This is a genomic window from Shewanella sp. BJSY2023SW001 (assembly GCF_047314685.1).
Lineage (GTDB): Bacteria > Pseudomonadota > Gammaproteobacteria > Enterobacterales > Shewanellaceae > Shewanella > Shewanella indica.
This window is the reverse complement of record NZ_JBKORF010000011.1, coordinates 83224-105853: the sequence shown is the minus strand read 5'-3', so window position 1 is coordinate 105853 and position 22630 is coordinate 83224. Positions and strand designations below refer to the sequence as shown.

Sequence of the window (22630 nt, the reverse complement as noted above, 5' to 3'; positions counted from 1 at the left end):
TCAATTGAGCCAGTAGGTTTTATCCGCTTCTATTTGCAGTCTTTGCTGCAAACGCCATTTACGGTCAAATCCTTCGATTCGCACAACCCAGGCGCCATCAAGCGACTCATTGGGGATATAGCGATAGACCTTGGAGGCATCAGCCGTCAGCATTTGGGTAAAATCCTTTTCTGCCAGAGTTGGGTGGTAAAACTCCAGATTCATTGCCGCGAGATATTCCGGGCCGCCGTGTTGGGTTATCAAAAGTTCACCATTATGCCATTCAAGGGAAAACTGCATCCCCAGTTGACGGGCATATTGAATTTTGTGGATGTCCTGGTTAATTGCCTTACCGTTTTTATAGTAGTCGTCGGCAACCAGGGAATCGGAGTTGGTGAGGGCAATACGCAGAGTGGCAAAACTGGCTATAACGGCGCACATGGGCAAAACGATAAGAAACCAAGGCCAGAACTGCTTATACCAGGCTTGTGGAGCGCTCATACTGTTTACCTACTATTCTATTTGGGCGGCTATTCTATCGCGAAAGCGGTTTTTTAAAAACAAAGGCCCCGAAATTATCGAGGCCTTTGAAAAGTCAAGCGAACTTACTTCTCTGCCTGATGTGACAAGCTGTATACGTAAGCGGCGATAACGTGAACTTTCTCTTCACCGAGAACGTCTTTCCAAGGTGGCATAACGCCACTGCGGCCGTTCTTGATGGATTCCATTATCACGCCACGGCTGCCGCCGTAGAGCCAGACATTGTCGGTCAGGTTAGGGGCACCCATCAGCTTGTTGCCTTTGGCGTCCATACCGTGACAGGCAAAACAGCCCTTCATGAATGAACCCTGGCCTTTGGCAGCCAAAGCCGCGTCGTGTTCACGACCGGACAGGCTAATCACATATTCGGCCAAACCTTCAATCTCGCTGTCATCGATAGGCAGACCACCTTTAGGTGGCATCATACCGTGACGACCGTTCATTATGGTGGTCTTGATGGTTTCCAACTCGCCGCCGTACAACCAGTCACCGTCGGTCAGGTTAGGGAAACCTTTGCCACCACGACCGGCAGAGCCGTGACACTGGGCACAGTTCTGCAGGAACAGACGGCCACCTACTTTGAGAGCTTCTTCGTTCTTAACCAGCTCGGCCAATGGCGTTGCTTTATAGGCTTCGAAGATAGGGCCGTACTTCTCATCGGCAAGCTTCACTTCCTGATCGTACTGCACCCAACGGCCTTCTTCTGTTGCGTCGGCAATCGCCTTGGCAGAGTCGGCCTTGATGCCTTGCTCTGTACCTATGCTCTGGTTGGAACTACTCCAGCCGAGCAGGCCTTTGTAATTACCCAGGCCTGGGTAGAGTACCAGGTAGAGCAGACCAAAGACGATGGTGATATAAAAGAGATAGCTCCACCATTTAGGCAGTGGGTTGTTGATCTCCTGGATACCATCATAGCTGTGGTCCATCAGGTCGCCTTCTTTAATCTCCGGCGTGGTGTTTTTGGAGCAGAGCCGTAGCAGAATAAAACATCCTGCGATCACCAGTAAGCTGAGTACGGTGATCCAGATACTCCAGAAGTTACTCATTAACATTATTTGTGTTCTCCTGAGTCCTTCGCATTCTGGTGTTGTTCTTCATCGGAAAACACCAGGTTAGCCGCTTCGTCGAATTGCTTTTGACGACGCGAGCTATATGCCCAAGCAAATATCCCGACAAAAACCAGGATCAAAACCAGCGTTATAATCCCTTGTATAGTGCCGTAGTCCATATTTGCCTCCTTATTTCAGTGCGTGTCCCAGCGACTGCAGATAGGCGATCAGCGCCTGCAGCTCTGTCTTGCCTTCAACGGCTTTTTGGGCGCCTTCGATATCTTTATCTTCGTATGGCACACCAAAACCACGCATCACTTCCATTTTCTTGGCTGTGTATTCACCTGTTAGGGTGTTTTCAGCAAGCCAAGGGAAGGCAGGCATGTTGGACTGAGGAACAACGGCACGGGGATCGATCAGGTGAACTTCATGCCATTTGTCACTGTAACGACCACCCACACGGGCCAGGTCGGGACCGGTGCGCTTGGAGCCCCACAGGAATGGGTGATCCCAAACAGATTCACCGGCAACCGAATAGTGGCCGTAACGCTCGGTTTCGGCACGCAGCGGACGGATCATCTGACTGTGACAGTTGTTACATCCTTCACGGATATAGATATCACGGCCTTCCAGCTGCAGGGCTGTGTAAGGCTTGAGACCGGCAACCGGCTCAGTGGTATCTTTTTGGAAGATAAGCGGCGTGATCTGCACCAGGCCACCAATACTGATGGCAATCACAGTGAAGATACCCAGCAGGCCGACGTTCTTCTCAACTATTTCATGATTGAATTTCATCGTTACTGCTCCTTATGCGGCTTTGGCTTCTGCGATGGCAGGCAGAGAGTCTTTAGGGGCATAAACAGTGCGCAGCACGTTGTAAGCCATGATCAGCATACCCGTTACGAAGAAACAACCACCCAGGAAGCGGACGAAGTAGAACGGATAAGAGGCTTCCAGACTTTCAACAAAGCTGTAAGTCAGGGTGCCGTCTGCGTTCACAGCGCGCCACATCAGACCTTGCATTACACCGGAGATCCACATGGCAACGATATAAAGTACGGTACCGATAGTCGCCAGCCAGAAGTGCAGGTTCACCAGCTTGGTGGAGTACATGCGGCCATGACCAAACAGCACAGGGATCAGGTGGTACAGAGAACCGATAGACACCATCGCAACCCAGCCAAGTGCACCAGAGTGAACGTGACCAATGGTCCAGTCGGTGTAGTGAGACAGTGCGTTTACTGTCTTGATGGCCATCATAGGGCCTTCGAAGGTAGACATACCGTAGAAGGACAGAGATACCACCAGGAAGCGCAGAACCGGATCGGTACGCAGTTTATGCCAAGCACCGGACAGGGTCATGATACCGTTGATCATGCCGCCCCAAGAAGGTGCGAACAGGATCAGTGACATCACCATACCCAGAGACTGAGTCCAATCGGGCAGGGCGGTGTAATGCAGATGGTGAGGACCGGCCCAGATGTACAGGGCGATAAGAGCCCAGAAGTGGACAATCGACAGACGATATGAGTAAACGGGACGCCCGGCTTGTTTGGGAACGAAGTAATACATCATTCCGAGGAAACCGGCAGTCAGCAGGAAGCCTACCGCGTTATGGCCGTACCACCATTGCACCATAGCATCGACGGCGCCACTGTACAGCGAGTATGATTTCCACAGACTGACAGGAACAGCCATGGAGTTCACTATGTGCAGTACGGCTACTGTGATAATGAAGGCGCCAAAGAACCAGTTGGCCACATAAATGTGGGAAGTGGTTCGTTTGATAATGGTACCGAAGAACACGGTCGCATAAGCGATCCAGACTACGGCGATGGCGATATCAATCGGCCATTCCAGTTCGGCATATTCTTTACTGCTGGTGATACCCAGCGGCAGAGTGATTACGGCCGAAAGGATGATGGCTTGCCATCCCCAGAACGTGAATGCAGCCAGCTTAGGTGCAAACAGACGGGTCTGACAGGTGCGTTGAACGACATAATAGGATGTGGCGAAAAGGGCTGATGTGCCGAACGCAAAGATCACAGCATTGGTATGTAACGGTCTTAAACGACTGAAAGTTAACCAAGGAGTCTCAAAGTTCAGCTGTGGCCAGATTAACTGAGCCGCGATAAGTACACCTAATGACATACCAATAATGCCCCACAAAACTGTGGTTAAGGCAAATTGGCGGACAACGGTGTAATTGTAATCAGCGCCTGTTGGCTGGGAATGGTTCATCATATTGCTTCCACTGCTTATTACTTTTACTTGTTGTTCAGTAAAGGACTGGCCTTTACCTGTTATAAAATGACTCGAGTGAAGGCGTCCCCTATGAGAGTCACACTCTTGTGTCAATGGCTTGGCCTGCATATTTGGAATAAAACGTCAGGCGATGCAATGATACTTGAGCTACATCAAAAAAGATACCAATCTGCCGGACACATTGTTGATCCAGATCAAACTTGACCATAGAATGTTAACACCTTGCAGCATAAGGTGAAATTTTATGCATAGCGTGACTCTTTCCAAGCTATTTTGCGCCGTTTTCAGCCTGTTCGCGCTTCTTGGGTGTGACCAGGCTCAAGTTCCAAGCACAACCCAATCTGCCAGCGATCCCAGTTTGTGTGATTTTTCCGTGTCTGCTTGTGTTAAAAAATTGGGCGAGCAGCAGATCTCTCTGATGTTAAACCCAGAATATGCCCCCAGCGAAAAGCCTATTCACTGGCAGCTTGGCTTTGATCGCCCAGTGTCCAATCTCAAACTTCGTGTAGAAGGCAGAGATATGTTTATGGGCGTCATTCCTATGACGCCATCTGCCACCGAAGGGGAATCATTTGAGGGCCAGCTGATTTTTGGCTCCTGCAGCAGTGGTTATATGGTATGGCGGGTGTTTGTCAGTTGGCAGCAAGGTACAGAACAGTACTCCACTTGGTTCGACTTTCTTGCTGATAGTCACAAGCAAAAGTAATAAGAATCACCTTATTGACGCGCCATTGGCAACAACTCAAGATCCCGCGTCATCGCGCCAGCTGTTTTTGATTTTGATGAAAACATCTATGTTATCGATAAACAGCTTTAAAAAGTTCGGATCAAAATGGTTGCCGCTGCAGGATTGCATCTCACTCAGTACGTCATCGAGCGGCCAGGCCGGCTTATAGCAGCGGGCATGGGATAGCGCATCGAACACATCGGCAATGGCAACGATTCTGGCAAAAGGGTGGATCTCTTTGCCCGAGAGACCTCTGGGATAGCCACTGCCATCGTATTTCTCATGATGTTGCAAGGCTATGGTGCCGGCAGCCTTTAAAATGGGCCTTTCAGAATTAGCCAGGATCTGATGGCCGATTATCGGGTGTTGGCGCATTACATCCCATTCAATATCGTCCAGTTTCCCCGGTTTGAGCAGCACATTGTCGGGAATGGCTATTTTCCCTATATCATGCATAGGTGCTGCCCGCTTGAGCAGATCGGCTTCAGGCTCCGGCAAACCGGCTATCAGCGCCAGCGCGTGGCAATATTCGGCCATGCGTTTTACATGATTGGCCGCTTCCTTGGAGCGGCTTTCCACCACATCACCAAGACGTAGAATAAGCTCCGACTGAGTATCTTCCACCTCTTGGTTCAGCAACAGGTTTTCAAACGCCATCCCGACATTGATGGCAAAGATGTCGATAAGCTGTTTATCCAGATCGGTCAACTGGCTGACAGAATCCATATAAAGCAGGTTGACCCAGTTATTCTTGGCCGGAAAGTAGCCCACAAAGCAGTTATCCCGATAAAGGCAGCGCTGCTCTTTCAGGGCTTCTTCCATCAGTGAGCGGATCTCTGCAGGCAAGGGCTTTTCGTGGTGGTTGGTAAATTCGCCTGTGGCGGCAATGATTTGAATTTTTTTGTTTTCACCAGGCTCAGTCACTGCATCCATAGCGTTACAACCGAGTATGGTTGTAGTGCCTTTTAACTCCAACAAATTGGCGACCTGAGTCAGTAAGCCATCGGCAAATTTGTGCAGAGTGCGCAGTTCAAACAGGCCAGAAGTCGCTCCGAGTACACGTTCCAGTCCGCGACGATGATTGAGCTGCATCTGCCGCGCCTGCTCAATTTCAGTAATGTCCCTGAAAGAACGCAGGGCAGAGTAGACACAGGTTGTCAGTTTACGGGAGTCCAGCTCGGCCTTGGCTTTATAGTCATTGATGTCATAGTTGACTATCACGTCCTCTTCCGGCGCTTGCCCGGGTTGGCCGGTGCGGAGAATCAGCCTGATAGCTTTATTTTGCAGTCTTTCACGGATCCAACGTACCAATTCAAGCCCGGCATGATCGCTTTCCATCACCACATCAATAAAGGCGACGGCGACATCCTCTTCGCCTTGCAGTAACTCTTTGGCTTGTTCGCCACTATAGGCGTTAATAAAGCTCAAACCGCGGCCATCGAGCTTGAAACGGGAGAGGGCAAGTTTAGTGACTGTGTGCACATCAGGCTCATCATCCACCACCAGAACTTTCCAGGGGGGCAGGGTATCTGTCGTTGTTGAAGCTGTCTTAGAGGCAAATAAAGGGCCTTTCTTGGCCGTGTCGATCAGCATCGGTCTGACTCCAATCATTTGAATAGTTTTGATTTACCAATCAAAAGTGTAGTCCAAGCCTAGAGAAGGGCTAGCAATTGTTCACAAAATTGGCTCACGGTGGGATAGGGGATTTTCAGCAGCGTCAATATCTACTATATTGAGAATAATTCTCATTAATGAGGGGTGAAAAATGAAAGCCAACAGCAGAACAATAGCGTATAAAACCGATCAGGAAGTCTGCATGGCGATACCCGTCGCCAAACTGGCTGAGTTGATCCACAAGGGCGAGTTATGTGCAGCGGATTTTCGTTGTCTCGACAGTCAATCCAAAAAGCAGGTTTGGCAATTGTGCCTTTGGTGCTGTAAGCAAAGAGTCCATTGCGATCACCAGTGCAGCCAATGTGAGACAGAGATTAGTGCCGATAAATAACATTATCGGCATTAGTGAAAAAAGGGTAAAATCTATAATAATCATTGCTATAGGATAGGCTTTACCTTGGAAGACAATCAGCCGTTATCTGCCATGCCGTTGTTTGACCGCGCAGACTTACTTTTGCAGGGCAATCCTGTGGTCAACAGCTATATAACCCATTTAAGCCTGGGTAAAGTGGCCGATGCGGGTCTCTTGCTTGAGCATGCAACAGACTGGCTTTACGAACAAAGAGACAGTGAAAACAACTACAAGGCTTACCGGAGTGAACTGACAACCTTTTTTCATTGGTGTTTCGATGTTGCAGGTATATCAGCAGCCAAGGTAGGCAGACGGGAAATAGGACGTTACGTGGCTTATTGTCAGGCGCCACCGACAGAATTAGTGGGTTATTTCAACGTCCCACAATTCAAGACGGATAAGCTCAGTCAGAGCCGGGAACCCAATCCCAGCTGGCGACCGTTTATTGGGCGCAAGGCGCTTGGAAAACCTTTGCCATACAGTCTGAGCGATAATGCCTTGAAGACGAAAATTGCCATACTTTCATCATTTTATACTTATCTTATGAGCGAAGAGTATTGCGAGCGCAACCCGGCGCAACTCTGGCTCAATCACAGCCGCTTTGCTAATAAGAGTAAGTTCAGGTTAGATCCTGCCGAAGAGCAACTTAAGGTGTTCAGTGAGTTGCAATGGTCTTATCTTGTGGCTTGCGTACAGCGACTGGCGGAAACGCTGCCGGCACAACACCAACGCAGTCTGTTCTTGATTAACCTGATGTACGGCTGTTATCTGCGGATCTCGGAAATTGCCGCCCGCGCCGGTTATGCACCAACCATGAGTCAATTCAAGCGTCATAATCACAGTGGCATCTGGTATTTTCATATTCCCAGGAGCAAAGGCGGCAAGGCCAGAAACGTAGCTGTATCCAAGGCGTTGCTGCAATCACTGCAATGTTACCGGCGCCATCTGGGACTGAGCGATTATCCCGAAGCCAATGAAACCACGCCGCTGTTTATACGGCATCGCGCCGCCGGCCGAGGGCGGGAAAGCGGCGTGCTCAATGCTAACCTCGGTATACGTCAACTGCGGGATGAAATTCAGTTTCTGATAAACTGCGCCGCCGATAATGCCGAGAAGGATGGCTTTATCCGTGAAGCCAATGAAATGCGGCAACTCACAGCGCACAGCATCCGCCACACCGGGATCACCCATGACATCAATCTCAACGGTCGACCTTTATCACACGTACAAGCTGACGCCGGTCATGAAAGCATAGACACAACATCGCAGTACCTGCACACCAGCCAAGAAGAAAGGCACCAGAGCGCATCCGCCAAACCATTGGATCGACTGCAAGGAATTGAGAGTTAATCCAAGAAAGCTATTGCTAGAGGTTTAAGGTGAATCACGGAGGAAGTTACCTTAAACCTGGAATTACCGGTAATAACACTCCAGATTTCAAACAGCTGCACATACAAATGCGCACAATGTATATTATGTTAAATAGGGTCTGGATGAATCTATCTACATATATTCTTTTATTCTTTCTGCTTTCCCTACAAATCCATGCCCCCGCACCCTGCATCATGGATGCCTGTCTCATGTAAAACATACAATAACCAAGAATGTCCTGAGTTGAGTTAAGCCCAACCGCCGTTGCGTTAACTCGGATTTTTACGTCAGCCTTTAGTCTACTTCCTAATATTGCTTATCTTGCAACTACGCCAGATAATTACTGACGTCATCAAGACTAAGTACTTGCCAACGATTTGCCCCATCAATTTAATTAATTTGTCCCACTTAGCTTATGAGTTGCTTTCCCCATAACCCTTGCTTCATCGCGATTGTCTCTACACCTTATAGCTGGCTGGTCTGAAATAACCAGGATCTCGGATGCTTTACTCTATTCAACATAGTTATCAAGAGGCTAAGTTTCCATTTGTCGGTCAAATGGCTCCGGTAATTCCAGTGACCTCAACAATGCATTGAGCTATGAACGACATCCCTGAATACCAGTTCTTTCCACATTAGATCCTCCATTGGAGATGTTCCCAAGAAAGGCTTACAGCGCCTTTAAACAACAGCTGTCAATCAAAAATGCAGTGCCAGCTCCACATAGCGGCTTAACTTCCTGGCCACGACCATATGTGGGGTCACATCCCCAGTATCATTTCAAAGGTTTGATGTGAGTTGTTCATAGGTTTAAGCATTAATATCAGTAGCCTGTGTTTAAGCCAGCCCTAATTGTAAATGCGAACAAATATCATTTAACGGGTCTGATACTTGTGCTATGTTGCGATTCTTTATCAAACTAATTCTTCGGACATCGCAACTCATGTGGTACCTCCTGTTGATCCTGGCGATGACCCTGGGTTCACTGCTTATCTATTTAGGCAGTAAACACCAGGCCTTGCTTGCCAAACCTTTGCCCTGGCAGGCCAATCTACTGGGCACTTTATTATTGCTGCTGACTCTGCTCGGCTGGGGTTTACTGCTGACGGCTTCGGCCGCATTGTTCTTTTGGCTAATGTTGCTTTCCATGCTGCTGGGCTCCCTGCCCTTTATTTCCCTGCTCAAGGGAGACAACGAATGACAACCATTAAAAAAGATAAAATCCGCCCTGATTGGCTGGGGAAAACCCTTGCCGGCGCCTTGCTGGGCTTTGCCCTGGCAGTAGCACTCAGTGGTATCTTTGCCTGGGTGGGGCCTGGTGGAATAGATGCCAAAGATAAGGTGCAATTCAATATGTGGCTGATAACGCCACTCTGGCTTTCATTCTTCAGCTTCAGCTATTTGTTCTACAGTGCCCGCCGCGCCATTTTCTGGTTAATGGCGGCCAACCTGCTTGCATGGCTGCTACTATGGTGGGTTAAGTAAATGCAGATCCGCAGCGATATTCTCAGAATTTATCAAACACTTCATACCTGGGTGGGCATACTGGCCGGGATTTTACTGTTTATCGGTTTTTATGCCGGCGCCCTGACCATGTTCAAGGAAGAGATTGCCGCCTGGTCATCACCACCGCAAACCATTTTGCCACAGGTAAAACTGGAACAGATGGACCAACTACTCAGCGAAGCCAGAGCGCAGCACCCTGAGTTAAGTAAGGGCTTCAGCCTTCATCTTGCCAGCGACAAGCATTCGCCTTTGAGTTGGTACGCCTCCGGCAGTGAGCGGCAATGGGGTCTGGGCGATGAGCTTTGGCATGCCAGTTTAAGCAATCAAGGTGAGCTCATCTCCCATAAGGAAGCCAAGAGCCAACTGGCACGCTTGATAGATGAGCTGCACCGCACCGGCGGTATTCCTGGTGATATGGGACACGAGCAGCTCGGTGCTTATCTTATGGGGGTTGCCGGCATTCTCTATTTTCTGGCGTTGGTTTCCGGGGTGATCTTCCTGCTGCCAACTCTGGTGAAAACGCTGTTTGCCTTAAGGCGCAAGAAAGGCCCCAATCGTTTTTGGCTCGACAGCCACAACCTGCTTGGCATCACAGCACTGCCATTTCATATCATTATCAGTTTGACCGTAGTGGTGTTTGTGTTTCACGATCAATTGTACGGCGCCTTGGGGCAGTTTGTTTATGGCGATAAGCCGATGTTCAACCGCGAAGCGCCCAAGGGCGAAGTGCGCTCACTGAGCACCCTGCCCCCGGTAACTGAACTGGTTGCTCGGGCCGAAAGCTTTGCGCCCGGTTATCAGGCGCTCAGTTTGACCTATATGGGTATGGATACTCCGGCTCCCATGGTCCGGATGGCCATGTATAACGAAGAAGCCTTGATGCGCGGCCCGATAGGAGACTTCCTTTATATCAATCCCTACACCCTTGAGGTGGGCAACAGCACCTTTACTCCGGGGGAAGAAGGCGTTTGGGGCCGGATGGTTTCGGTATTCTTTGGACTTCACTTTGGCTCCTACGGCGGCTATCCCGGTCGCTGGCTCTATTTTTTCCTCGGAATGAGTGGTGCCATGCTGTTTTACAGCGGTAATCTGCTATGGCTGGAAAAGCGCCGCAGTAAACAGCGCAAGGGAGAGCCTATTCCACAGCAACCAAGAAGAGTCAGGATCCTTGGGGCCGCTACTGTGGGAATTTGCTTGGGTTCAATGTTAGGCGTGGCGCTGGCGATGTTGCTGGGCAAATGGGGATATGCTCATGTAGAGAATATCAATCATCTCTATCTGTGGAGTTACTACGCCAGTTTCCTTTTCGCCCTGGCTTATGCTTTCTGGCGTGGTGCTGCCAGAGCCGCAGTAACGCTGCAAGCGCTATCGGCGCTGGTCTGTCTGGCAATGCCGCTGACATCCATGCTGGCGTTGCTGGCACCCGGCCTTGGAATTTGGGCACCGCAGACCCCGGGCACCTGGGCGGTGGATCTTACTGCATTCGGTTTTGCCGCCATCTTTGCCTTTGGCGCACTCAAAACCTTTAAACGAGGGACCCAGGGGCCGGCTGACAGTATCTGGGCCATACCGCAAAAATAGCCTGTTGCTGGGCTGCAAACCAGCATTCAGTCTTAGTCCATTCGTTTGAATCAAACCATAACAAAAGCCCGCGATGCGGGCTTTTGTGTTTTGCAAAATACTTAAGCTTGCCTCAGAAACCCCTACCCTGAAAATAGGGCCACAGGATAGCCAAGGCGATTGACCACATGGTCAACCAGATAAATCTGTCCAGATAACGCCAGGCCGCGGGACGGCTGAACACGGGAGCCAACAGGCGCGCACCAAAGCTCAAACTAAAGAACCAGATAAAGGAAGCCAGTACCGCACCGGCACCAAACCAGCCCCTGACCTCGGTATCAAACTTTGTGCTTATGCTGCCCAGTAAAACCACGGTATCCAGATACAGATGCGGGTTCAAAAAGCTTATCGCCAAGGTGGTGATCATCGCCTTGCGAAACGAATCCGCGGCTTCGGTATCCCCGGTCTGCAACCCCTGACTCTTGAACGAGGAACGTAGCGCATTAAAGCCGTACCACAGCAGAAAGGCTGCGCCGCCAAAGCTCGCGAGATGTTTAATGGCCGGTGCGGCCAAGATCAACTGACCAAGCCCGGCAACCCCAGCAGTAATCATCAGGGCGTCTATCAAAGAACAGGTCAAGGCGATAGGAAACGGATAGGCACGTTTGATGCCTTGCTTCAATACAAAGGCGTTCTGAGCTCCCACGGCAATGATCAGACTGGCACCTATCCCCATGCCCTGAATGAAAGCGGTTTGCATAATCTCTCCAACAGCAGGTCGTCGCAATAATCGGCGACCAATAAAGGTTTTCAATGGCGGCAGTTTACTCCCGGCAAGAAAATTAATATAACTAATGTTTTTTATTGGTCATTAGCAAAACTTATAATCGAGCAAGGATTAACCCAAGGAGTCGTTATGCTGGACTACAGTCATCTCAAGGCTTTGTCAGTAGTGGTCGCCGAAGGCGGTTTTGAGCGGGCCGCCAAACGGCTGCATGTGACCCAATCGGCGGTATCACAGCGGATAAAGCAGCTGGAAGAAAGAGTGGGACAAGCGCTGCTCATCAGAAGTAACCCTGTAGTGCCGACACCAACAGGCAAACGGCTCTTGCGCCACTATGCTCAGGTCGAATTGCTGGAGACTGAACTCAGAGCCGAAATGGACGCCGACGATCCGGCCATGCCCACTGTAGTGAGAATTGCGGTGAACGCCGACAGTCTGGCAACCTGGTTCCTGCCGGCTATCAGTGCTATGTTCGCCCGCCGCGGTTGGCTGTTGGAGCTGATTGTGGATGACGAGTCTTACACTCATCACCTATTGAAAAACGGTGAAGCGGTGGGCTGCGTGACCACCTTGGGGCAAGCGATGAACGGCTGCTCCAGCGAGTTTCTCGGGGTGATGGAGTATGCCTGTGTGGCCACGCCTGAGTTTGCCGAACGTTATTTCGACGGTCTGCCAAATACCGACTCACTTTCCTCGGCACCGGCAGTGGTGTTCTCCACCCGCGACAAGCTGCATGAAAAGTACTTGAAGCGCTACTTCGAGATGCTGCCGGGACAATGGTGGCAACACACAGTACCTTCATCGGAAGGCTTTCTGGAAGCGATTTTACAAGGGTTGGGTTATGGACTGGTGGGCCATCTGCAAGCACAGCCGCTGCTGGCATCCGGGCGCCTGATAGAGCTGACACCCATGATGCGGATGCGGGTGCCACTCTATTGGCAGCACTGGAACCTCAAGGCCAAGCAGACCACGCTGGTATTCAGGGCATTGGCGGCGAGTGCCAGAAACTACCTGCTGCCGGAATAAACTGGCTTATCAATAGCAATAGACATTGGAATAACCACTGCCGTAGCTTAAAACACAGGCGACCTTAGGCCGCCTGTGTCGGTTACCTTGAAATTGACTGCCTTATTCGGCTTGCGCCTCTAAAGCGGCTTTGGCAGCATCGGCTTCGGCATTGGGCCAGGCGTTCAGTACAGCCTTGACCAGCGAGGCCAACGGGATGGCGAAGAACACGCCCCAAACGCCCCAAAGGCCGCCGAAGACCAACACTGCTGCGATAATGATCACCGGATGCAAGTCCACCGCATCGGAGAACAACAAAGGCACCAGCAGGTTGCCATCCAGCGCCTGAATAATACCGTAACCCAGCATCAAATAACCGAACTCAGGGCTGACACCCCACTGGAAGAAGGCAACCAGGGCAATCGGTAAGGTCACCAAGGTGGCACCAACGTATGGGATCAGCACTGAAAGTCCGGTCAACACCCCGAGCAGCGCCGCATAACGCAGATCCATCAGGGCAAAGAACACGTAACTCACGACTCCGACAATCACAATTTCTATCACTTTGCCGCGAATGTAGTTAAAGATCTGTTGATTCATCTCGAACCAAACCTTACGGGCCAGCTCACGATTGCTGGGGAAGAAGCGCTTGCTGCCGCGGATCAGCTCATCTTTATCCTTGAGGAAGAAGAATACCAGCAGCGGCACCAGGATGGCGTAAACCATCAATACCAGCAAAGAGGCCGAATAGCCGAGGAGCTGAGTGGCAATATCCAAAAGATGCTGGGTATCGAGCAATTTTTTGAGTTCGGACACCATGGTATCGAGCTGATCTGTTGAGATAAACTGCGGATACTGTTGCGCCTGCTCCTGTAGCAGGATTATTCCCTTATCGAGCATGTTGGGCAGATCGCTAAGCAGTGCTGCCCCCTGGCGCCAGATGCTGGGGATCAGGCCAAATGACAACAGGATCATTAAGCCGATAAAGAGGACCAATACCAAAGAGGCGGCCGCAGTGCGGCTTACCCCTATCCTCGCCATTTGTGCCACCGGCCACTCCAGCAAAAAGGCCAATACCAGAGCGACCAGCAGCGGCATCAACAAACCACCGGCAAAGTAGATGGTCAACGCAATGCCAAGCAGAATAAACAATAGTGTCAGAGCCTGAGGATCACTGAAGCGGGCTTGGTACCAACGACTCAAATAGCTAAACATCCGGGATTCCTGTGCTGATGATGGCTGCGCCATCTTGATTATCGCTTCATCAAGAAGCTGTCTAGTTAGATTCTGCGCTTCTACCCTGTTGGGCAACTGAGACATGTAAACGCAAAACGGCCGACTCATCGGACGCTATCCGACAATCATAACCCTGTTTTTTGGCGAAACGGGGAACATCCTGCCGCGATCCTGGGTCTGAAAGCAAGAGACACAGAGTTTCACCGGGCAGCAAACGTTTCATCGCCATCTTGGCCTTGACCAGGGCTTCGGGACAACGACTCTGAGTTAAATCAATTAAAACCATGATGAGCTTGCTAAACATAAACCTCGGCTATTATCCTAAGTTGCAACTGAAACCACAAGCCAGGCAGTTATGCATTAGTGGCATACAGGAAATCTAATCAGCTTGAGTACTTTGACTTTTTCCAAGTTTCGACAATCCATTCTGGCCGGTGCCACTACTCTTTTACTCGCCACCGCCAGCCATAGTTTCGCCAATAACGACCTGCCGGATCTCGGTACCGCCGCCGTCAATACCTTCAGTCTCGAAAAAGAGATGGTCTATGGTGACGCCTATATGCGGGTCATTCGTTCCCAGGCGCCTGTGTTATCCGATCCTGTGTTGAGCCAATACGCCACTGAGCTGGGTAATAAATTGGTGGCGCATGCCACCGGGGTTAAGACCCCCTTCTATTTCTTCCTGCTGCGAAACGATGAAATCAACGCCTTTGCCTTCTTTGGCGGCCATGTGGCAATCCACACCGGATTGTTTCTCAACGCCGACAACGAAAGTGAATTGGCCTCGGTACTGGCGCACGAAATTACCCACGTAACCCAGAGGCACTTGGCGCGCTCACTCGAAGCCCAGGAGAAAGCCAGTCCGGCCACCATTGCCGGGCTACTCGGCGCTATCTTGCTGACCATAGCGGCGCCTCAGGCCGGGATGGCGGCGCTGGCCACCACTCAGGCATTATCGACCCAGTCCAAAATAAACTATACCCGGCTGCATGAAAAAGAAGCCGACAGGATAGGCATGCAAATTCTGGTGGAATCCGGTTTCGATCCCAATGCCTCGGCCAACTTCTTCGGTAAACTTGCAGCCCGTTATCGCTTTACCTCCAAGCCGCCGCAAATGCTGCTGACTCACCCACTGCCCGAATCGCGGATAACCGATGCCCGTAACCGCGCGGCTCAGTACCCCCACAGATATGTGGCAGACAACCTTAATTTCCATTTGGCCAAGGCCAGGATCCAGGTGCGCTTTTCCAGCTATAGCGACGATGCGGCACTGTCGCTGTTTGAAACCCAGTTAGCCAAGCACAACTACGCCTTTAAAGATGCGGCCCTCTATGGCAAAGCATTGGCACTGTTTCGCCTCAAGGACTTCAAACAGTCTGAACAACTGATAGATCAATTATTGGAAAAAGATCAGGACAACCTCTTCTATCTCGACACCAAAACCGATCTGCTGGTGGAGCGTAACGATTATCAGGGCGCGATAAAGATGTTGGAAGCCCAAAGACGCCTCAAACCCACCTCTCAAGTGATCAACGCCAACCTGGCCAGCGTTTATCTCGAAAGTAAACAGCCGCAGCTGGCTATCCCTATTCTCGAGGATATGGCGTTTCTGGATAAGCAAAATCCCTTACCCTATCAATTGCTGACCGAAGCTTACAAACAAACCGGTAACAAGACGCTGGAACACTTTTCCAATGCCGAATCTATGGCGCTGCGGGCCAATTATAAGGGGGCTATCGATCAGCTCAACTTTGCCTACAAGGCCGCCGATGGCCAGCCTCTGCAGATTGCCAGAATCGAGGCCAAGATACGCCAATTCCGAATCGCCGACAGGGCGCTGGACGAATTGAAGAAATAGTTTGCTTAAACTTTGATTATGCTGGTTTTCATTGGCCCGTTCACCGGGCCACTTTCCCCTGACGTCTGCGCAGATTTTTGCTATCATCGTCGCACTTTTCAGCCAAGGTAAAGAGAAAACCCATGACCCAGGTCACTATTTTCCATAATCCACGCTGCTCCAAGAGCCGCGAAACACTGGCACTGCTGGAGTCCAAAGGCGTCGAGATCCAGATTGTCGAGTATCTGAAACAAGTTCCGGATGCCGCCACAATCAGTGAACTGTTGGCCAAACTGGGTATCAGCGCCCGTGAACTGATGCGCACCAAAGAAGAAGAATACAAAGCCCAGGGGTTGAATAATCCTGAGCTGACAGAAGCCCAGTTGATTGCCGCCATGGTAGCCACTCCCAAGTTGATCGAGCGACCAATCGTGCTTGCCAAAGGTAAGGCCGCCATTGGCCGTCCACCGGAAAACGTGTTGGCGATCCTGTAAATGAGCAGTCTCGCGCTATTGCAAATCTCACGGAGCGGCTATCTATTACTGACAGCCTTGTTGGCCTATGCCTTTATCGATAAGGGGCTCAACAGCGAATACTCACTGCTGTTTACCAGTCTTTGGCTGGTGCCCTTGCTGCTGCCGCTACCGGGGATCCTCAAAGGCAATCCCTATACCTTTGCCTGGGCCAGCTTCATTCTTTGCCTCTATTTTCTGCACGGCTTGACCTTGCTCTATATAGCCCAGGGCAATGAATGGTGGTTTGCGTTGATTGAGAGCCTGTTGATCGCATGCTTGCTTATCAGCATGCCCTTCTACGCCCGAAAACGCGGCCGCGAGTTGGGGCTTGGGCTCAAGAAACGCACCAAAAACTGAAAGTTCCCCCCTGAAACCGAGACTTCCAAGGGGGGGTGATAGCTCGAAATGATTCAACGGAAATCTCATCATTCCCTAGCCCAAGAACTGACTATGTTGTCGATAACCAAGCAGGAAAGCTTTCCAAGATAATTGAAGGTTCAAATCATAAGATACAGCGTACAGCTCTCACAAAAACCAATGCAGCTTAAAACAGCAGCAATGCAAGCGACACCACAGCTTCACTTTGACAAGCACTCACAAGGTGATAAGCCTTAAAAGTGCCTGCTTCGGGCTATTTAGGTTATTGCAAACCGGCCTCGAAAGTGAGGAAAATTTCACTGACTGTCTTATCCGCAAGGCGAGTATCGGCGTTAAGTTGCTCGAATGATGCATGCAACATATAGCGGCCGGCGCTGGGCAGTTCAAAACTCACCTTGCCTTCTTTGTCTGACTTCAGCGTCAATTGCTGTTTCTGGTTACGATAAAGTGTGCCTTCCTTCACAATCGCGACTTCCACACCGGCAATCACTTTACCCTGGAAATAGAATTGCAGCTCAGTGGGCTCCTGCTCGACTATGTCAGCCGGATGGGTCAAAGGTTTGAGTTCCAGGTATTCCCCTTTCACTTCAAAAGCCTTGTCGCTTGGTTTGTTGAGGGTGACATAGGACTCGACACGCGAGAAATACAGCGCCCCTTCGAGATCGTACGCCCCTTTGGGCATCATTGCCTTGGTGGTTTGCTTGTCAGTACGGCTGTGGACGCTGTCTTGCTGGCCCTTGAGCTTATAGCGCGACATATATCTTGGCTGGGTCTCTTTCTCGAATCTGTAGGTGCCGTCTTCGGTCAGGCGATAGTCAAACACAGACTTACGGCTGCCGCGATAGCTTGAGGATGGCCGCTCCTTGGTGCCGGACGGCGTGACGATTTGCACATCTTCAGAGCCAAAAGGTTTATCAAACAGGAAGACTTCATTACTGGCGCTGACATCTGAAGTGATCCACACACCTTTGCCGGGATCGGCCGAGACATTGAACTGGCTGGGCAGTATAAATCTGTCATGGGCGTTCGCCGTTTGTGCCAACAGACAGGCCCCCAGGGCCAACAAGAGTTTGCTTGTTTTCATCATTTTTTACTCCACTAGGTATTGAAGGCTAATCGTGCCGGTTTCTATGGTGGGCGCTATTTCAGCTTTGAAAGGCTTGCCGTCGAGCTGAAACTTGTGCCGTACCAAATCCCGGCCACCGTGCTCACGTACCACTTCCACCAGCAAGGTATATTTACCGTTGGCAACCTTAGCCCCTTGGTCATCTTTGAGGTCCCAGCTGATGGGATACTTGCCCGCCGGCCGTGTTGCCGATGCAATGGCATCGACAAAGTTCATGTCATCCCGCCCGGCCTTGCGCCACCAGCGACGAATGTCTTTCAGCCACTTGTATCCCTCGCCTTCCTGCATGACCCAAAGGCTCAAGGTTCGCACGCTCTGCCCTTTGGCATCTTCCACCCACACGGCTGTGTAAGGCCTGTGGTATTGGCCTGTGGTGATTTCCGGCAGTATCAGATTAATCTCCAACGAATCGGCTTGGGCCTGCCCCAGAGTTAAGCTGCTACTCAGTAATACCGCCAGAGACAGAGACAATCTGGTTTTCAAAGGTTTGCCACTCATACATTCTCCATTCACAACACACCAAAGGTAGGGGCACGAGTTCGTGCTTTGCCGTTTGTCACTTTGAACTCAGGGAACAAACAACAGATAAATAAGGGCACAGGCACTGCTGACACCGGCCATGGCCAGTAAGGATTTTTTCAATCTACGGCTCTGAGGCAACAGCAGGAAAGCACCGGTCAGGGAAAACAGGATGATGAGAATTGAGCTGAGATCCAGCAGCCAGACCCACAGGGTGCCACTGTTACGCCCCTTATGCAGATCATTGAGTACTGCGATAACACCATAATCTATCTGCTCGACATAGGCTTTCCCATCCAGCAGATCCAGGGTAATGCTCTGATAGCGCCCCGGCCCCTTGTGCACCAGCGCCACTTCATCTTCACTGAACTCGGCACTGTGACCATCCACTCCCCAGTGGCTACTGAGCCAATGCGCTGTGGCTTCGCGCCAATCCGGATCTTCACTATTCACCGGCAACAAAAATCCCGGCAGGGCTTCTTCCGATGCCAGGCTTTCTCCGCCCTGGCGGATAAACCAATCCGGATGATTGAGAGTGATACCGGTAACGGCAAAGAACAGCATCAACAGCAGCAGTGCCATAGAGACATAGATATGAACGACGCGGGCGAAATGGAGCGATGACTTGCTGACTCTGAACTTCAATTAAGGTTTCCACATAGCGCAGGCCGCCACTGGGCTGCCTGTTAATTGACTGTTATTGGTCAATACTAAATAACAATCATTCTTGCCTTAATGCTATTTACCTTATTTACACTCGCCGGCAGTTGCCCAGTCGACATAGCAAACCCGGGCCTCTCCCAAGTCACTGAGGAAGTTGAGCCAGTATATTTGATGATCGGCCAGCTTATCGCCCGGGCCTTTGACTTCAAGCCAACTGATGCGCCCTTCGGCGTCAAATAACACAAGATCCGGATGGCCACTGCGGTAATGCTTAAGATCGCCAAGCATACGTTCAAATACCTGAGCGAGCCTGGCACCGGAAAGTGCCGCCAGCGTCAGCTCCAGCGCCTGTTGCGGCAGATTTTCCCAGTAAACCCAATCGTTTGCCAGCCCTTGCTTTTGCTGAAAATGGCGCCAAATAACAGCGCCGGGCTCCCGAGCGATTTCATCAAGACGCGCCGTGATGGCCTCTTGGCGGCGGCTAACAAACTCCTCGGTGAACATATCCCGTGGGCTGCGTTGAAATGGGTTATCGAATACCGCCTTAATGGGGGCAAAAATAATGTCCCAAAAGGCCAGCCCGAAAAGGCCACAAAGCAAGGTATTCTCCAGAAAAAACACCCGGTAGCCGAGCGCTTCAAAGTGCGCAGCGACACGCATTTCAACTCGTTCACCATTGGGAGTAAGTTGCAGTATTATCGTTTGCAGCGCACCCAGTCTACCCGGCACACTTTCTTTCAGCGCTTGCAGCCTTAACATCAAAGATTCAAGCGCCAAGGAATCAAGCGTTTCACCATGGCCTGATGGTGAGGCAAACTTGCTGTCGTTGCCATTTGGCAACTTTTTAAGCAGGCGTTTGCCAATACGTTCTATGATTTGCCACTGACTCTCATTACCGGCAAGGTCGCAAAGGTGCAGCAGCGCATGAGTCAGAGCCTGCCACTGAGCCTGTTTTTCCAGACAGCGACACAGGCGTTCCCTTGCCTGCCAATGTTCACACTGCGAATAGACACTGATGGCAAGAGTGGTTTGGCCTTGCCTTTCGGCTTCGCGGCCTATCAGAGTCAGTAGTTTTTGCCGGCGCCGTTCGAGTAAGGGGTTAGCCTCGGGCACTGCTGAAATGGCGTTAAGCTGCTCAAGCCGCAATGGAATATCCAGCACCTGTTTGGCCAGTATCGCCTCTTCTATCTGCTGACTCATAAGGCCAAATGCCAACGCAGCGTTAAGCTGCTCTGGGCTGTCATAGGCGCGGTGGGCCTTGTCCAGCACAGTGACTTCAAAGCATTGCAAACCAAGATCGCTGAGCACAAACTGGCTCAGATCCTGATAACGGTTGCCAAAATAGAGTAGCAATAGGCCATCGAGAAGCCGCTGGCATTTAAGCTCAAGCCAGTCAATGCCCAGTAGAGAGTTCAGTTCGTCAATCAATAACTGTGAGTCTTGGGGCCCGAGCGCCAGCAGGGTACGTTTCAGCGTCTCCTTTGAGGCACATTTCATGCTTTTACCTAGATGCAGCGCAATATCGACCAGGCCCCCAAGACAGTTTTTGCCCTCCGGGGCTTGACTCTGTTGCAGTTTGAGAAGCGCCCGGCGCAGCTCGGTGAGAGTGACTCCTTTGAGCCAGGTTTCAGTGTTTGGCAGGAATGTGGTGCTGATAAGCTCCGCTTGCTCAAGCCCCTTTATCGCAGGTTCCAAAGCCCCTATTTCCGGGTAGTTAAGCTTATCGGCGCGAAACCACTCGCCCTTACGGGACAAGAGACGCACCAGCAACATCCGTGAAGGTTTGGAGCAGGCCAGGTACGCCGCGCGTAACCTGGCAAGCTCGCTTGGCAAAATATCCAGATAGCGGCGGCTACCCTCCAGCAAGAGTTCAAAATTGCTCAGGTAATAGTCGCTTGCAAGTTCAGGGGCAGCTGGTTTCACTAAGGTTTTTGCCGCTAAGGTTTCTGCCATTAGGAAGCTTCGCCTGATTTCACGGTTTTCAGATCCTCAACCGGCACGGGGCGGGCAAAATAGTATCCCTGCACCAGGAATATACCGCGCTCTTTGAGGTACTCCACCTGCTCCGCCGTCTCCACGCCTTCGACTATCATCTCAAGCTCTGACTCCAAACCAAAGGCGATAATGGCATCCAGCACACCACGCTTGAGATCGTTGGTGCCTATGGTATCGATAAACATCTTATCTATCTTGATGCTGTCAATCCCCAAGGTTTGAATATACTTAAAGCCGCCATATCCGGTGCCAAAGTCATCAATTTTAAAGCTGTAGCCCTTCTCGGTCAGCCTGGCGATTTCCTGCTTGGCGGCATCAATGTCGGCAATGGGCAAGCGTTCGGTGATCTCAAATTTAAGTCTGTCCGGCTCTGGCCAATTATGCTGTTGCAGCACGCGACTGACATGAGCCTGCTCCAGATGTTCTGCCACCAGGTTGATGCTAACCCAAGTGCCGCTCTCCAGCTCCGGCAGTTGTTGCAGTACCTGCTGCAGCAAAGATTCGGTAATGGGAATGATTAGGCCACAGGCTTCTGCATGCTCAACAAAGGCAACAGGTGGAATAAACTCTTTGCCCTTCTTCCAGCGCACCAGCACTTCATAACCGACCACTTTATTCTGATTAATATCGACTATGGGTTGATAAAAAGGGATAAACTCCTGCCGGGCAATGCCTCTTTGGATCATGCTCTTGAGCGAACTGTGGTAACTCAGATAAAGCCAATAAGCCCCGGCGAGCAGCGCGCCGAGTAAAATGCTCAAGGGTAAACCGTAAACAAAGATCTTTTCTCTGGCGTAATCATCGAGTTTCTCACCAAACCAGAGTTTTTGCTCCATTTGCTGCTGGTTCATCACGCTGAAAAAATGCACATTGGCTTCTCTGGGTACCGAAGGATTGCCGCGCTCAAATACCAGGCCTTCGGAGCCTGGAGCATGATGCCTAAACTCTATGTAGAAACAATCACTGCAGGGAACGTTAATAAGCTCACGGATCCAACTGCTGTCCAAAATCCAGTAAGCGGTATTGCCATTGCTTTTGAAATAAACCAAGAGCTCCTGCTCGGTATCATACATGGCGCCTGTGGTGGTCAGGCCAAAGCCTTGACCTACATACGTGTCATTGGGAAGATCCGGTAATAGTAAATCTGTGCCAAGCGAACTGCAGCCAAGGCCGGTTTTGGTTTTAATCCCCATCACCCGAAAATAACGATTGTAGTTTTCAGGGGACCGCAATAATTTCGCGTCTTTCGGACCACAATCAAAATGAAACTCAGGTACTTGATGTAGGATAATGTCATTGATGGAGCGCTGTCTCTGGCTAAGATACTCTTCCATGAGTTTGAACTGTTTTTTAACTATCATCGAAGTCACTGGCCTTAACAATAATTCCGATGACAACAGCAAGAGAACTACAGGTAACAGCAATAGCAGCAAAACCCGTTTATTCTCAGATACAGCCTTCATGATTTTCGTCCTTGTAAAATGTTACCCCCTTATACACAGCCATATTTTCAAATACAATGATGCACTCGGTAATTCAATAAGAAATG

The 22630-nt window shown here is 50.6% G+C and carries 23 protein-coding genes; 9 read left to right on the top strand and 14 right to left on the bottom strand.

The genetic code is table 11. The features are described 5' to 3' along the window. The 5 genes from ACMHXH_RS02210 to ccoN all read right to left on the bottom strand — a co-directional run bounded on the left by ACMHXH_RS02210 (position 1) and on the right by ccoN (position 3812). Positions 1-480 carry a FixH family protein gene (locus tag ACMHXH_RS02210; protein WP_039032951.1) on the bottom strand — a complete coding sequence of 160 codons (480 nt, stop codon included), beginning with the start codon at positions 478-480 and terminating at the stop codon, positions 1-3. A 104-nt stretch (positions 481-584) separates the two neighbouring features. Further along, positions 585-1565, bottom strand: a complete 981-nt coding sequence (gene ccoP, locus ACMHXH_RS02205) for a cytochrome-c oxidase, cbb3-type subunit III (RefSeq protein WP_101056347.1) — start codon at positions 1563-1565, stop codon at positions 585-587. Between the two features lie 5 nt (positions 1566-1570). Then, positions 1571-1747, bottom strand: a complete 177-nt coding sequence (locus ACMHXH_RS02200; protein ID WP_039032950.1) for a CcoQ/FixQ family Cbb3-type cytochrome c oxidase assembly chaperone — start codon at positions 1745-1747, stop codon at positions 1571-1573. Positions 1748-1757: 10 nt separating this feature from the next. Further along, positions 1758-2363, bottom strand: coding sequence for a cytochrome-c oxidase, cbb3-type subunit II (gene ccoO, locus ACMHXH_RS02195; RefSeq protein ID WP_025010382.1), 606 nt, complete (start codon positions 2361-2363; stop codon positions 1758-1760). Positions 2364-2375: 12 nt separating this feature from the next. Continuing rightward, positions 2376-3812, bottom strand: a complete 1437-nt coding sequence (gene ccoN / locus ACMHXH_RS02190; RefSeq protein WP_028779894.1) for a cytochrome-c oxidase, cbb3-type subunit I — start codon at positions 3810-3812, stop codon at positions 2376-2378. A gap of 439 nt (positions 3813-4251) precedes the next feature. Between ccoN and ACMHXH_RS02185 the strand changes: the two genes are divergently transcribed. After that, positions 4252-4539 (top strand): hypothetical protein, encoded by a 288-nt coding sequence (locus ACMHXH_RS02185; RefSeq protein WP_157823068.1) that lies wholly within the window; start codon positions 4252-4254, stop codon positions 4537-4539. A 36-nt stretch (positions 4540-4575) separates the two neighbouring features. Here ACMHXH_RS02185 and ACMHXH_RS02180 read toward each other — a convergent pair whose 3' ends face one another. Beyond that, positions 4576-6153, bottom strand: coding sequence for a DUF3369 domain-containing protein (locus tag ACMHXH_RS02180; protein ID WP_335911692.1), 1578 nt, complete (start codon positions 6151-6153; stop codon positions 4576-4578). A gap of 505 nt (positions 6154-6658) precedes the next feature. Here ACMHXH_RS02180 and ACMHXH_RS02175 point away from each other — a divergent pair. From ACMHXH_RS02175 to ACMHXH_RS02160, 4 genes are all read left to right on the top strand, one after another. Beyond that, positions 6659-7936, top strand: coding sequence for a site-specific integrase (locus ACMHXH_RS02175; RefSeq protein WP_335911723.1), 1278 nt, complete (start codon positions 6659-6661; stop codon positions 7934-7936). 964 nt (positions 7937-8900) lie between these two features. Then, positions 8901-9158, top strand: a complete 258-nt coding sequence (locus ACMHXH_RS02170) for a hypothetical protein (protein ID WP_039032947.1) — start codon at positions 8901-8903, stop codon at positions 9156-9158. Continuing rightward, positions 9155-9442, top strand: a complete 288-nt coding sequence (locus tag ACMHXH_RS02165) for a hypothetical protein (protein ID WP_234500655.1) — start codon at positions 9155-9157, stop codon at positions 9440-9442. Before ACMHXH_RS02170 ends, ACMHXH_RS02165 begins: the two co-directional genes overlap by 4 nt. After that, positions 9443-11044 carry a PepSY-associated TM helix domain-containing protein gene (locus ACMHXH_RS02160; RefSeq protein WP_335911693.1) on the top strand — a complete coding sequence of 534 codons (1602 nt, stop codon included), beginning with the start codon at positions 9443-9445 and terminating at the stop codon, positions 11042-11044. A 112-nt stretch (positions 11045-11156) separates the two neighbouring features. Here the strand turns inward: ACMHXH_RS02160 and ACMHXH_RS02155 are convergent, their stop codons facing one another. Then, a complete protein-coding gene (locus ACMHXH_RS02155; RefSeq protein ID WP_039032945.1) occupies positions 11157-11783 on the bottom strand; it encodes a LysE/ArgO family amino acid transporter in 627 nt (208 codons plus the stop codon). Positions 11784-11939: 156 nt separating this feature from the next. Here ACMHXH_RS02155 and ACMHXH_RS02150 point away from each other — a divergent pair, with 156 nt between their 5' ends. After that, entirely contained in the window at positions 11940-12833 is an 894-nt protein-coding gene (locus ACMHXH_RS02150; RefSeq protein WP_335911694.1) for a LysR family transcriptional regulator ArgP, read from the top strand. 102 nt (positions 12834-12935) lie between these two features. Here ACMHXH_RS02150 and ACMHXH_RS02145 read toward each other — a convergent pair whose 3' ends face one another. Beyond that, positions 12936-14027 carry an AI-2E family transporter gene (locus ACMHXH_RS02145; protein ID WP_039032943.1) on the bottom strand — a complete coding sequence of 364 codons (1092 nt, stop codon included), beginning with the start codon at positions 14025-14027 and terminating at the stop codon, positions 12936-12938. A gap of 61 nt (positions 14028-14088) precedes the next feature. Continuing rightward, positions 14089-14334: a sulfurtransferase TusA family protein gene (locus tag ACMHXH_RS02140; protein WP_039033027.1), complete on the bottom strand. Its 246-nt coding sequence runs from the start codon at positions 14332-14334 to the stop codon at positions 14089-14091. Between the two features lie 102 nt (positions 14335-14436). On the opposite strand from ACMHXH_RS02140, the gene ACMHXH_RS02135 reads away from it, so the two are divergent. The 3 genes from ACMHXH_RS02135 (at position 14437) to ACMHXH_RS02125 (ending at position 16757) form a co-directional block, all read left to right on the top strand. Continuing rightward, positions 14437-15906 (top strand): M48 family metalloprotease, encoded by a 1470-nt coding sequence (locus ACMHXH_RS02135; protein WP_039032942.1) that lies wholly within the window; start codon positions 14437-14439, stop codon positions 15904-15906. Positions 15907-16028: 122 nt separating this feature from the next. Next, complete coding sequence (gene arsC, locus ACMHXH_RS02130) at positions 16029-16379, top strand: arsenate reductase (glutaredoxin) (protein ID WP_101056322.1); 351 nt, start codon at positions 16029-16031, stop codon at positions 16377-16379. Beyond that, positions 16380-16757: a DUF2069 domain-containing protein gene (locus ACMHXH_RS02125; protein ID WP_335911695.1), complete on the top strand. Its 378-nt coding sequence runs from the start codon at positions 16380-16382 to the stop codon at positions 16755-16757. A gap of 283 nt (positions 16758-17040) precedes the next feature. Here the strand turns inward: ACMHXH_RS02125 and ACMHXH_RS02120 are convergent, their stop codons facing one another. The 5 genes from ACMHXH_RS02120 to ACMHXH_RS02100 form a co-directional block, all read right to left on the bottom strand. Next, entirely contained in the window at positions 17041-17865 is an 825-nt protein-coding gene (locus ACMHXH_RS02120) for a DUF4198 domain-containing protein (protein WP_335911696.1), read from the bottom strand. Positions 17866-17868: 3 nt separating this feature from the next. Beyond that, positions 17869-18402: a DUF2271 domain-containing protein gene (locus ACMHXH_RS02115; RefSeq protein WP_071475544.1), complete on the bottom strand. Its 534-nt coding sequence runs from the start codon at positions 18400-18402 to the stop codon at positions 17869-17871. A 69-nt stretch (positions 18403-18471) separates the two neighbouring features. Then, on the bottom strand, positions 18472-19005 hold the full coding sequence (locus ACMHXH_RS02110; protein WP_411911903.1) for a PepSY-associated TM helix domain-containing protein: 534 nt from the start codon (positions 19003-19005) through the stop codon (positions 18472-18474). 165 nt (positions 19006-19170) lie between these two features. Next, on the bottom strand, positions 19171-21039 hold the full coding sequence (locus ACMHXH_RS02105) for a VRR-NUC domain-containing protein (RefSeq protein WP_335911697.1): 1869 nt from the start codon (positions 21037-21039) through the stop codon (positions 19171-19173). Next, the gene (locus tag ACMHXH_RS02100) at positions 21039-22544 is read right to left on the bottom strand and encodes an EAL domain-containing protein (RefSeq protein WP_071475541.1); all 1506 of its coding nucleotides are present in this window, start codon (positions 22542-22544) and stop codon (positions 21039-21041) included. Before ACMHXH_RS02100 ends, ACMHXH_RS02105 begins: the two co-directional genes overlap by 1 nt. Between the last annotated feature and the right edge of the window lie 86 nt (positions 22545-22630).

What these genes read in the sequence shown, in the direction of transcription:
- ACMHXH_RS02210 (WP_039032951.1), bottom strand. Translation starts at nt 480, where the DNA reads ATGAGCGCTCCACAAGCCTGGTATAAGCAGTTCTGGCCTTGGTTTCTT.
- ccoP (WP_101056347.1), bottom strand. Translation starts at nt 1,565, where the DNA reads ATGAGTAACTTCTGGAGTATCTGGATCACCGTACTCAGCTTACTGGTG.
- ACMHXH_RS02200 (WP_039032950.1), bottom strand. Translation starts at nt 1,747, where the DNA reads ATGGACTACGGCACTATACAAGGGATTATAACGCTGGTTTTGATCCTG.
- ccoO (WP_025010382.1), bottom strand. Translation starts at nt 2,363, where the DNA reads ATGAAATTCAATCATGAAATAGTTGAGAAGAACGTCGGCCTGCTGGGT.
- ccoN (WP_028779894.1), bottom strand. Translation starts at nt 3,812, where the DNA reads ATGATGAACCATTCCCAGCCAACAGGCGCTGATTACAATTACACCGTT.
- ACMHXH_RS02185 (WP_157823068.1), top strand. Translation starts at nt 4,252, where the DNA reads ATGTTAAACCCAGAATATGCCCCCAGCGAAAAGCCTATTCACTGGCAG.
- ACMHXH_RS02180 (WP_335911692.1), bottom strand. Translation starts at nt 6,153, where the DNA reads ATGCTGATCGACACGGCCAAGAAAGGCCCTTTATTTGCCTCTAAGACA.
- ACMHXH_RS02175 (WP_335911723.1), top strand. Translation starts at nt 6,659, where the DNA reads ATGCCGTTGTTTGACCGCGCAGACTTACTTTTGCAGGGCAATCCTGTG.
- ACMHXH_RS02170 (WP_039032947.1), top strand. Translation starts at nt 8,901, where the DNA reads ATGTGGTACCTCCTGTTGATCCTGGCGATGACCCTGGGTTCACTGCTT.
- ACMHXH_RS02165 (WP_234500655.1), top strand. Translation starts at nt 9,155, where the DNA reads ATGACAACCATTAAAAAAGATAAAATCCGCCCTGATTGGCTGGGGAAA.
- ACMHXH_RS02160 (WP_335911693.1), top strand. Translation starts at nt 9,443, where the DNA reads ATGCAGATCCGCAGCGATATTCTCAGAATTTATCAAACACTTCATACC.
- ACMHXH_RS02155 (WP_039032945.1), bottom strand. Translation starts at nt 11,783, where the DNA reads ATGCAAACCGCTTTCATTCAGGGCATGGGGATAGGTGCCAGTCTGATC.
- ACMHXH_RS02150 (WP_335911694.1), top strand. Translation starts at nt 11,940, where the DNA reads ATGCTGGACTACAGTCATCTCAAGGCTTTGTCAGTAGTGGTCGCCGAA.
- ACMHXH_RS02145 (WP_039032943.1), bottom strand. Translation starts at nt 14,027, where the DNA reads ATGTTTAGCTATTTGAGTCGTTGGTACCAAGCCCGCTTCAGTGATCCT.
- ACMHXH_RS02140 (WP_039033027.1), bottom strand. Translation starts at nt 14,334, where the DNA reads ATGGTTTTAATTGATTTAACTCAGAGTCGTTGTCCCGAAGCCCTGGTC.
- arsC (WP_101056322.1), top strand. Translation starts at nt 16,029, where the DNA reads ATGACCCAGGTCACTATTTTCCATAATCCACGCTGCTCCAAGAGCCGC.
- ACMHXH_RS02125 (WP_335911695.1), top strand. Translation starts at nt 16,380, where the DNA reads ATGAGCAGTCTCGCGCTATTGCAAATCTCACGGAGCGGCTATCTATTA.
- ACMHXH_RS02120 (WP_335911696.1), bottom strand. Translation starts at nt 17,865, where the DNA reads ATGATGAAAACAAGCAAACTCTTGTTGGCCCTGGGGGCCTGTCTGTTG.
- ACMHXH_RS02115 (WP_071475544.1), bottom strand. Translation starts at nt 18,402, where the DNA reads ATGAGTGGCAAACCTTTGAAAACCAGATTGTCTCTGTCTCTGGCGGTA.
- ACMHXH_RS02110 (WP_411911903.1), bottom strand. Translation starts at nt 19,005, where the DNA reads ATGGCACTGCTGCTGTTGATGCTGTTCTTTGCCGTTACCGGTATCACT.
- ACMHXH_RS02105 (WP_335911697.1), bottom strand. Translation starts at nt 21,039, where the DNA reads ATGGCAGAAACCTTAGCGGCAAAAACCTTAGTGAAACCAGCTGCCCCT.
- ACMHXH_RS02100 (WP_071475541.1), bottom strand. Translation starts at nt 22,544, where the DNA reads ATGAAGGCTGTATCTGAGAATAAACGGGTTTTGCTGCTATTGCTGTTA.